We start from the raw sequence: 10,256 nt of genomic DNA on the forward strand, positions 1-10,256 counted from the left end.
CCCCCCGTTAGGCTTTCGTGATCTGGGCGATGATGGAGTGCGCCGGGCCGTTGCCCTTGGCAAGCGGCGTCGGGCGGTACGTGGTCAGCGTGTTGACGCACGCGCCCTCGTCCACGCGGTCGCCGTTCATGTCGGCCTTGTGCCACGCGCCCTGCGGGATGCCGATGGTGCCCGGGATGATGCGCGACGTGACCAAAGCCTCGATGCGGATCTCGCCGGCGGGGCTCTTCACGGCCACCGTGTCGCCGCTGGCGATGCCGCGCGACTCGGCGTCGGCGGGGTTGATCCACAGCTGCTGGCGCGCCACCTGCTCCAGCTCGGGGATGAAGCCGAAGGAGGAGTGGGTGCGGCTCTTGTGATGGAAGCCCGTGCAGTACAGCGGGTACTCGTCGGTCACCGAGCCGTAGCCCTGGAAGCCGGGCGTGAACACGGGGATGGGGTTGATGACGTCGCCCTCTTCGAGCTCCCACGTGGCGGCGATCTCGGCCAGCTGCTCGGAGTAGATCTCGATCTTGCCCGACGGCGTGGACAGCGGGTTCTTCACCGGGTCGGTGCGGAAGTCCACCAGGCCGATGGCCGGCTCCAGCGGACGCTTGTACACGCCTTGGGCCTTGATCTCGTCCCAGGTGGGCATGTTGCCGTCGGCTTTCGCGCCGGCCTCGTAGAGCTCCTTGATCCAGTCTTCCTGCGTCTTGCCCTCGGTGAACGCGTCCTTCTTGCCGAACTTGTCGGCGATGTCGGCGCATACGTCGTAGCTGGAGCGGCACTCGCCCGGCGCTTCCTGCGCGGGCCCGCCCACGACGACGGCGGTGTAGTATTCGGAGTAGCCCTGCGTCTGCATGTTCAGCTGCTCGGAGCGCATGGCGTCGGGCAGCAGAATGTCGGCGTACTTGGCGGAGTCGGTCATCACGGTGTCCCACACCAGGATGAACTCCAGCTTGCTCTCGTCTGCCAAAACGTCGTGCGTGTAGTTGATGTCGCCGTGCTGGTTCGTGATGCAGTTGCCCGCGTAGTTCCACAGGAACTTGATGTCGTTGTTCAGCTTGTCGGCGCCCACGATGCCGGCGTTGGTGGCCGTCATCTCCTTGCCGTGGTCCACGGCGTTGATCCACTGGTACACCGGGATGGCCGTCTTGATGGGGTTCTCGAACGGCAGGCTTCCCACGAGATAGGTGGGCGGTTCGGCCTCGCGCTGGCCGGTGTTCGTGCCGGGCAGGCCGATCTTGCCGATGAGCACGGGCAGCATGCAGATGGCGCGCGACGTGTCCTCGCCGTTCGTGTGGCGCTGCGGGCCCCAGCCTTGGCAGATGAACGGCGCCTCGGCGGCGGCGATGTCGGCTGCCAGCTGCTTGATGCGCTCGGCCGGGATGCCGGTGATGGGGGCGGCCCACTCGGCGGTCTTCTCTACCATGTCGTAGCCGGTGCCCATGATGTAGTCCTTGTAGGACTTGTTCTGGCCCTTGGCGCTCTCGGGCATGGTGTCCTCGTCGTAGCCGACGCAGTACTCGTCCAGGAAGCCCTTGTCCACCTGGTCGTTCGCGATCCACTCGTGCGCGATGGCGGACGCCAGCGCGGCGTCGGTGCCGGGACGGATGGGCAGCCACTCGTCCGGGTGTCCCGAGCACGACTCGTTCATGCGGTAGTCGATGTTGACGATCTTGCCGCCGCGGCCGGTGACGGACTCGCGCACCTTCGCGAAGTCCCACACGGCGTTCGCGCCGCCCATGCGGGTTTCCGCCGGGCTGTTGCCGAACATCACCACAAGGTCGGAGGCGCGCTCGGCCTCGGAGAACGAGGAAGCGTGCACGTTGTCGTACGGGCTGCACTTGCTGCCGTACATGAAGGGCAGCGCCACCTGCAGCATGTGGGTGGAGTAGTCGTACGCCTGGTTGATGTAGCCGCCCAGCAGGCCCAGCAGGCGCAGGCCCGGCTGCTTGCCGGTGGTGGAGTACATGCCGGTGGCGTAGTTCACGTAGATGGCCTCGTTGCCGTACGTGTCGATGACGCGCTTCAGCTCGCTGGCGATGGTGTCGATGGCCTCGTCCCAGCTGATCTCCTCGAACTTGCCTTCGCCGCGCTTGCCGACGCGCTTCATGGGCTTCGTCAGACGATCGGGGCTGTTGATCCAACGGCGCATGGAGCGGCCGCGCAGGCAGGCGCGCGCCTGCAGATCGACGTCGCCGGTGTTGTCGGACTCCATGTAGACGATCTTGCCGTCCTGGGAGTGCCACTGGAAGACGCAGTTGCCGCCGCAGTTGACGTTGCACTGGCTCCACGAGATCTGGTCGGTCGATGCGCCAGCGCCCTCGCTTGCGGCGCCCTTCTCGTCCTTCGGCGCGCAGCCGTACAGCGCGGTCGATCCGGCAGCGCCGGCAAGCGCCAGGCCGGCCAGCGATCCCTTGACGAACGTGCGGCGCGATACGCTCGATTCGTTCATGGTCATGGTTCCCTCCTCTTGCTTCGATTGTTCCTCTCGCCTGTTCCAAAGTACCGGAAACAGCTGGCGGGGGAATCACACTCGTCATGTGATTTAAGAACAAAACCCCAGGTAGGAGTCATCACTATTCTCTGAATCCCCCGTTTCGGAGCCGACGGCTATGCTACCATGCGAAGCGTCGTGCAAGCTGGGATAGGAGGGGTCGTGGAGCAAAGCTCATCGCGCATGCATGTGTCCAGTTGGGGCTACGCATGTTTTCTCACGGTGAACGCCACGTCCATTTGGGGCGGTGTCTTCCCGTTTCTGCCGCTCGAATTCCAGACGGCGGAGATCACCCTCACGTTCTTCCTAGCCCAGGCGCTCGCGTTCGGCGGCGCGTTCGTAGCCAGCATGCTCGGATCGTACTACTTTCCGCGCGGCGCGCGTGTGATGCTGGTGTCGCTGAGCGCGCTGTTGGTGTTCGCCGGGTCGGCCTGCCTTATCGCGGCCATGTACGTGCAGGCGGCCACGCTCCCGCTGGTGTTCGCCGGTGGCGTGTTGCTGGGCATCGGGTGCGCGGGCATGTTCATGCTATGGCAGCGCTACTTCGCGTCGCTGCCGTCGGCCGAGGGCAACTTGCGGCTCATCGTGGGCACGGCCATCGCGCCGCTCATCTACTTTGCGCTGTACCTCGTGCCCATCGCGCTGACGGCTTTCCTCATACCGCTCGTGTTCGTGCCCTTGTGCGGCCTTTGCATCGCGCTTTCGGTGCGCGAGATGCACGTGGACCAGCCTATGTTCGAGGACGTGCCGCAGCAGCATCCGCGCGTGTATCGGCAGGTGGTGGCCGACTATTGGCGCAGTGCGCTGTGCGTGGGGTCGCTCGCGTTCGCCAGCGGCGTCATCCGCGGCATCGCGCTTCTGCACGAGGATATCGGCGCAGTGGTGAACAGCGCGTCGATGCTGGGCTCGTTGGTGTCGGCGGTGGTGCTGTTGGTGCTGTGGTACCGCATGAGCTTCCGGTTCGGGCTGACCTCGGTGTTCCGTGTGGTGTATCCGCTCATCATCACGGGGTTCTTGCTGCTGCCGTTTTTGGGTGCGACCTATCTCAACCTGTTCGCGGCGCTTACGTACATGGTGTTCTCGCTAGTGCAGATGCTCATGATGATGCAGTGCGCGCAGATCTCGCGCGACCGCGGCATCAACCCGGTGTTCATCTACGGGTTCTTCGGCGGCGTGGCCTACATCATGCAGAGCGCCGGCTTCTTGCTGGGCTGGGTGAGCGACTTCATGTGGATCGGCGGTCGCGAGTGGTTGTTCATCGTGGCCATGGTATCGAGCTACGTGCTGGGCCTCACGCTGCTGGCGGCCACGGGCACGCTGTTCAAATCGCTGGCGGCGAAGGGCACGGTGACGGCCGATCCCATCGAGTTCCTGGCGGTCGGCGCGCCGGAGGAGCCGCGGCAGCAGAAGGCGGCGAAACCTGCGGCAAAGCGCCGACGGAATCGCCCTTCGGCATCCGAAGACGCGGGCGTCATCCGCGATCGCACGTCGAAGCAATGTCTCATGCTGCAGGAGGCGCACGGGTTGTCGACGCGCGAAACGGAGGTCATGGAGCTTATCGCGCGCGGGAACAGCATGGCCGCCATCGCCGAGCGCCTGGTCATCAGCGAGAACACCGTGCGCACGCACGCGAAGCACATTTACACGAAGCTCGACATCCACCGTCGTCAAGAGCTGTTGGACATGCTGCATGAATGAGGGCGGGCTTCGCCACGATCCCAAGTGCTATACTGATGCCCGATCGACTGAAAGGCGTAGAGCATGGCACAGGATCTTCCCAACGGGTTCACCGGTTTCTCGCAACGCAGGCCCAACGGCTTCGTGTCGGCGAGCGCGGCGATGGGTACGCCGCGATACGTAGGCGAGCAGCCTCCGGCGGGCAACGCGGCCAACAAGGGCGCGTACGAGGCGGCCACGGCGGCGTTCAGCAGCGGAGCGGAGGGCGCGTTCCAGTACGCGCGCGACCACGCGCGGCCCGACGGCGAGCCGGCCCAATTCGACCCCGACAAGCTGCGCCTCATTCCCGACGTCGACCGCCGCTGGTCGTGGACCGAGATCGACCTCAACGCCATCCGTCATAACACGAGCGCCGTCAAGCAGCGCATCGACAACGGCGTGCGCCTCATGGCCGTGGTGAAGGCCGACGGATACGGTCACGGCGCGGTGCGCTGTGCCAAGACCGCGCTCAACTCCGGCGCCGACTACCTGGGCGTGGCCACGGTGAACGAAGCCATCGAGCTGCGCGAGGCGCTGGTAAACGCGCCCATCCTCGTTCTTTCGCAGCCGCCCGAGACGGCCATCCCGCTGCTTCTGGCTTACAAGGTCATGCCGAGCGTCTATACCTCCGAGTTCGCCATCCAGTACGCCGAGGCCGCCGACGCGTACGGCGTGCGCGCTCCGTACCACCTGGCGGTGAACACGGGTATGAACCGCATCGGCGTGCGCCACGACGAAGTGGTCGAGTTCATGGGGCAGGTGAGCTTCCATCGCGCGCTCGACCTCGTGGGCACGTTCACGCACTTCGCCACGGCCGACTCCGCGGAGACGTTGGACTTCCAGATCCAGGTGAAGCGGTTCATCGAGGCCGTCACGGCGCTGCGCACGGCAGGCGTCAACCCCGGCATCGTGCATGCGGCGAACTCGGCCGCGGCCATCCGCTATCCTGACGTGCAGTTCGACATGGTGCGCCTGGGCATAGCCATGTACGGCCTGCATCCGTCGGGCGTCACGCGCCCGATGATCGACCTGCACCCCGCCATGAGCGTGCACGCGCGCATCACCGACGTGCGCACCGTGCCCATGAGCGAGGGCGTGAGCTACGGCATGAACTACCGCAGTCCCGGCAGCGTGAAGATATGCACCGTGCCCGTGGGGTACGCCGACGGCCTGCGTCGCGGCCTGTCGGGGCGCACCGACGTGATCCTCAAGGGGCAGCGCTGCCATCAGGTGGGCAACATCTGCATGGACCAGTGCATGTTCGAGGTGGATCTGCGGGTGTACGGCAGCCGGCGCCGGCTCGATCCGATGATTGGCGACGAGGTGCTGCTGGTGGGACGCGAGGGCGATTCCGTGATCACCCTCGACGACATGGCGAACACGCTGGGCACCATCAACTACGAGCTGGCCTGCGGGTTCAGCTTGCGCATGCCGCGCGTGTACGTGTAGGAAAGGGGATTCGCATGACCAAGCCGCATATTCCGCTCGACGAGATACGCGCGCAGGTGGAAGGGTGCCGCAAGTGCCCCTTGGCCGACGGCCGCACGCAGACGGTGTTCGGCGTGGGCAATCCCGAAGCACGCGTCATGATCATCGGCGAGGCGCCGGGCAAGAACGAAGACCTGCAAGGCGAGCCCTTCGTGGGCGCGGCGGGCAAGTACCTCAACGAGCTGCTGGCCGTCGCCGGGCTCGTCCGCGAGGACGTGTTCATCGCGAACGTGCTGAAGTGCCGCCCGCCCGGAAACCGCGACCCGCGTCCCGAGGAGATCGAGCTGTGCACGCCGTACCTGCGCGAGCAGACGCGCACCATCGATCCCGAGTTCCTGGTGACGCTGGGGAACTTCTCCACGAAGTTCATCCTGAAGACGGATATCGGCATCACGCGCCTGCACGGCACCGTGCAGCGCGCCGGCAAGTTCAAGGTGTTCCCCATCTTCCACCCGGCGGCCGCGCTGTACGACGGTTCCAAGCGCGAGGCGCTGGAGAACGACTTCGCCACGCTGGGCGAGCTGTTGCGCGCAAGCGAAGCCGAACGGGCCGCGGAGGCCGCCGCCAAAGCCGCCGAACCCCCGCACGTCGAGCAACCGCCGCTGCTGTAACGGCTCGACGCAAGCGCCGTCCGTCCCCTTGCCTCATACAGCCCCGTTAACGAAAGGTTTCTTTCGATAGCGGGGCCTTTTCGCAGCGTAACGAAAAAACAGCTGATTTCTTTCGTTAGCGGCTGGCTTAGTGCGCAGCCCCCTTCGGTTCGAGATTGCCCCTTTGGCGCTCGTGCAGCGGATCGAGGCCGAAATGGCAAAAAAGCATCGAATTCGGAATGCATCGCAAGCCTTGAGCAAGCGCCGTGCGCGGCACCAGAAGAAGTGCTCTTCGTAATCAGGCATTATGCGGGGTGGTTATCCGGAGCACGGTCGGCTCGCAGTCGATCCCAGGCGGCAACTTCCGAATTCGATGCTTTTTTGCCATCTGGGCCTTCGTTGGATGCGCGGGAGGGGGTGAGGCACTACAGCCACTTCTTGCGCTTGAAGATGATGATTTCGATCACGACGATGATTACCGATACGGCGATGATGGCTTCGTGGCCCCAGCGCCAGTCAAGGCCGGGCATGTTCGTGAAATTCATGCCGAACCAGCTGGTCAGCAGCGTCAGCGGCGCGAACAACGTGGTGATAACCGTGAAGAACTGCATCGTGTTGTTCTGCTGCAGGTCGATTTGCGTCTGGTACAGTTCGCGCAACTGCAAGCTGTACTCCTTGAGGGTGAGCGAGCGCTTCAACAGGCGTTCGGCCTGACGTTCCGCTACCAGGAATAGGCGGCTTTCCTCCTTGCTGAGCAGCCCGTTCTCGTTTTCGGCTATGCCGCTGGCCATGTCCACCAGCTGCTGGTAGTACGTGTCGATGCGCAGCAGCTTGCGCCGGAACGTCAGCATGGTGCGGCTGTTGGCGTTCTTGCCGCGATCGATGATGGACTCCTCCACGTCCTCCATGCGATCCTCCAGATCGGCCAGGAAGGAGAGGTCGTTCTTCATGAGCATCTTCATGAACTCGAACAGGCAGTGACCGACGGTGGGCTGCTTCAAAACGCCTTGCGAGGCGATTTCCTCGAGAACGCGCGCGCAGGTGGTGCCGTCGTCGAGGAACACCAGATGCGTGGCGTCGAAGTAGAACGCGAAGCAGAGCGGGTCGAACAGGATGTGGTTCTTGTTGGGCACGGCGAACGATCCGATGAGGCAGTGGGGGAACACATCGAGGTAGGTGTTCTCGACCGTGTATATGGAGCGCAGCGACTCCCGCGTCTCGGAGCTGAGGAAGCAGGCCTCGCCAATTTCCAGCGAGTTGAGCACTTCGACCACCGGCTGATCGGCGTCGATGGGCGTGCCTGCCGGGGCGGCTTGCAGGCGGTTGTGCAGAAAGTAGAGGTGAGCCATCGCGTTCTCCCAAACGAAACCCCGGGCGTCTTGCCCGCGGACCGGACGATTCCCCAGCTTACCATGCAGGAGCCTCCCTGCATGCTCTCCGGTTGCTCCGTTGGGGGATTGTTGACGCACGCCAGAACATTGAGAAACCCTTCCGGCGCGATTTCCTCCACTGGCCGGGTGGAAACATGCTCGTAACATAGGTGCGGCAGCGCCTTTGCTATACTGACGGCCACATCTACGAGACGGCACCGCTTTCGGTGCTGCTTTTGTATCTGAGACGAGAAGGGCAGTGACGTGTATCCCATCGAACAGGTAGAGGCGCTCAATCCCGAGGTGACGCGCATGGTGGTGCGCGCGCCCGAGATCGCGAAGAAGATCAAGCCGGGTCAGTTCATCATGCTGCGCATCGACGAGCAGGGCGAGCGCATCCCGTTGACCATGAACGACTGCGACCCGGAGGCGGGCACGATTACGATCATCTTCCAGGCGGTTGGCGCCACCACGATGCGCCTCGCCCAGATGAAAGCGGGCGACGCGCTGCAGGACTTCGCCGGGCCGTTGGGCAACCCCACCGAGCTGGAAGGCGCGAAGCGCGCGTGCGTCATCGGCGGCGGTTTGGGAACAGCCATCGCGTTTCCTCAGGCCAAGTGGCTGTACGACCATGGCTGCGAGGTGGATGTTATCACCGGCTTCCGCAACAAGGACCTCGTGCTGCTGGAAGACGAGATCAACCAGCATTCTACGCGCCAGATCATCATGACCGACGACGGCTCGAACGGCAACAAGGGCCTGGTGACACAGGCGCTGCAGCAGCGCATCGACGAGGGAGCGGACTACGACCTCGTGCTGGCCGTGGGCCCCGTCATCATGATGAAGTTCGTGGCCGCCACGACGAAGCCCTACGGCATCAAAACGTACGTGAGCATGAACCCTCTCATGATCGACGGCACCGGCATGTGCGGCGGTTGCCGCGTGAAGGTGGGCGACGAGTACCTGCACGCGTGCGTGGACGGCCCAGACTTCGACGGCCATCTGGTGGACTTCGACGACGCCATGCGTCGCGGCGTGATGTACCGGAGCTTCGAGGCCGAGGCGCGCGAAGGACGCTCGTGCGGCGCGCATGCGGGCGACGAGCGGAAGGGGGCCTAGCATGGCGCGGACGAACTACGAGGTGAACAGGCAGAAGACGCGCGTTCCCATGCCGGAGCTCGATCCGGTCGAGCGTGCGCAGACGTTCGACGAGGTGGCTCTGGGCTACTCCGAAGAAGAGGCGGTAGCTGAGGCGCGCCGCTGCATCCAGTGCCCGAACGCTCCGTGCGTGGGCGGCTGCCCCGTGGGCGTTCCCATCCCGCAGTTTATCGCACAGGTGGCCGAGGGCAATTTCGCCCGTGCGTACGCCATAGTGAAGAGCGCGAACTCGCTGCCTGCCATCTGCGGACGCGTGTGCCCGCAGGAGACGCAGTGCGAGGGCGTGTGCACGCGCGGAAAGAACGGCGAGCCCGTTTCTATCGGTCGTCTGGAACGCTTCACGTCTGACTGGGCGTTCGAGCACCCTGAGGAAGCGGCTGCGGCTATGGAGGAGTTCGCGTGCGAAGGCGAAGGGCTCGTCGAGCAGACGGCCGGCGATGACGCGGCGGCATCGATCGACCTTTCCGGCAAGCGCGTGGCCGTTGTGGGCTCGGGCCCGGCGTCGCTGACGTGCGCGGGCGAGCTGGCGAAGCTGGGCTGCGACGTGACCGTGTTCGAGGCGCTGCACAAGGTGGGCGGCGTGCTGACCTACGGCATCCCCGAGTTCCGTCTTCCGAAGGACCTCGTGCAGCGCGAGGTGTCGAAGCTGGGCGACAAGGGCGTGTCGTTCGAGGTGAACGCGCTGGTGGGCAAGCTCTACGACATCGACGAGCTCATGGAGGATCGCGGCTTCGACGCGGTGTTCGTGGGCACGGGCGCGGGGCTTCCCAGCTACCTGGGCATCGAGGGCGAGGGCCTCAACGGCGTGTCGGTGGCAAGCGAGCTGCTGACCCGCGTGAACCTTATGAAGGCGTACCTGTTCCCCGAGTACGAGACGCCGGTGTACGCTGGCAAGAAGTGCGTGGTGGTGGGCGGCGGCAACGTGGCCATGGACGCCGCGCGCACGGCGAGGCGCCTGGGCGCCGAGGTGACCGTGGTGTACCGCCGCGGCCGCGAGGAGATGCCGGCGCGCGCCGAGGAAGTGCACCATGCCGAGCAGGAGGGCATCCGTTTCCAGCTGCTGACGAACCCGACGCGCATCCTGGGCGACGAGAAGGGCTGGGTGTCCGGCGTCGAATGCGTGCGCATGGAGCTGGGCGAGCCTGACGCGAGCGGCCGTCGCCGCCCGACGGCGGTCGAGGGCAGCGAGTTCGTCATCGACATCGACATGCTGGTGGTTGCGGCGGGCTCGAAGACCAACCCGCTGATCGCGAAGACCACGCCGGACCTCGAGGTGACGCCGCGCAGCCTGATCGTGGCCGACGAGCGCACAGGAGCCACGTCGAAGCCGGGCGTGTTCGCCGGCGGCGACGCCGTCATCGGCGCGGCAACCGTCATCCTCGCCATGGGCGCCGGCAAGCGCGCGGCGGCGGGCATTGCGGAGTATCTGGTTCCGAAGGCCTGACGGCCTTCGGA

At 65.0% G+C, this 10,256-nt stretch carries 7 protein-coding genes; 5 read left to right on the forward strand and 2 right to left on the reverse strand.

What is annotated here, in order from left to right; genetic code table 11:
- Positions 1–7 precede the first annotated feature (7 nt).
- Positions 8–2,443 (reverse strand): DMSO/selenate family reductase complex A subunit, encoded by a 2,436-nt coding sequence (locus tag GT613_RS00155; RefSeq protein WP_161171099.1) that lies wholly within the window; start codon positions 2,441–2,443, stop codon positions 8–10.
- Positions 2,444–2,641: 198 nt separating this feature from the next.
- Here GT613_RS00155 and GT613_RS00160 point away from each other — a divergent pair, with 198 nt between their 5' ends.
- From GT613_RS00160 to GT613_RS00170, 3 genes are all read left to right on the forward strand, one after another.
- Entirely contained in the window at positions 2,642–4,177 is a 1,536-nt protein-coding gene (locus GT613_RS00160; RefSeq protein ID WP_009306898.1) for a helix-turn-helix transcriptional regulator, read from the forward strand.
- A gap of 63 nt (positions 4,178–4,240) precedes the next feature.
- Positions 4,241–5,644, forward strand: a complete 1,404-nt coding sequence (gene alr, locus GT613_RS00165; protein WP_009609368.1) for an alanine racemase — start codon at positions 4,241–4,243, stop codon at positions 5,642–5,644.
- Between the two features lie 14 nt (positions 5,645–5,658).
- Entirely contained in the window at positions 5,659–6,294 is a 636-nt protein-coding gene (locus tag GT613_RS00170; protein WP_009306896.1) for a uracil-DNA glycosylase family protein, read from the forward strand.
- A 404-nt stretch (positions 6,295–6,698) separates the two neighbouring features.
- Here the strand turns inward: GT613_RS00170 and GT613_RS00175 are convergent, their stop codons facing one another.
- Complete coding sequence (locus GT613_RS00175) at positions 6,699–7,622, reverse strand: CorA family divalent cation transporter (protein WP_161171098.1); 924 nt, start codon at positions 7,620–7,622, stop codon at positions 6,699–6,701.
- A 285-nt stretch (positions 7,623–7,907) separates the two neighbouring features.
- Between GT613_RS00175 and GT613_RS00180 the strand changes: the two genes are divergently transcribed.
- Both GT613_RS00180 and gltA read left to right on the forward strand, forming a co-directional pair.
- Positions 7,908–8,762, forward strand: a complete 855-nt coding sequence (locus tag GT613_RS00180; protein ID WP_086414314.1) for a sulfide/dihydroorotate dehydrogenase-like FAD/NAD-binding protein — start codon at positions 7,908–7,910, stop codon at positions 8,760–8,762.
- A 1-nt stretch (position 8,763) separates the two neighbouring features.
- On the forward strand, positions 8,764–10,245 hold the full coding sequence (gltA, locus tag GT613_RS00185) for an NADPH-dependent glutamate synthase (protein WP_161172447.1): 1,482 nt from the start codon (positions 8,764–8,766) through the stop codon (positions 10,243–10,245).
- Positions 10,246–10,256 lie beyond the last annotated feature (11 nt).

Origin of the sequence: Eggerthella sp. BIOML-A4 (assembly GCF_009875575.1) — a bacterium.
GTDB classification, from domain to species: domain Bacteria; phylum Actinomycetota; class Coriobacteriia; order Coriobacteriales; family Eggerthellaceae; genus Eggerthella; species Eggerthella lenta.

Bases quoted from the DNA above. Each gene is read 5' to 3' on its own strand.
- GT613_RS00170 (WP_009306896.1), top strand. From the start codon at position 5,659: ATGACCAAGCCGCATATTCCGCTCGACGAGATACGCGCGCAGGTGGAA.
- GT613_RS00155 (WP_161171099.1), bottom strand. From the start codon at position 2,443: ATGACCATGAACGAATCGAGCGTATCGCGCCGCACGTTCGTCAAGGGA.
- GT613_RS00175 (WP_161171098.1), bottom strand. From the start codon at position 7,622: ATGGCTCACCTCTACTTTCTGCACAACCGCCTGCAAGCCGCCCCGGCA.
- gltA (WP_161172447.1), top strand. From the start codon at position 8,764: ATGGCGCGGACGAACTACGAGGTGAACAGGCAGAAGACGCGCGTTCCC.
- alr (WP_009609368.1), top strand. From the start codon at position 4,241: ATGGCACAGGATCTTCCCAACGGGTTCACCGGTTTCTCGCAACGCAGG.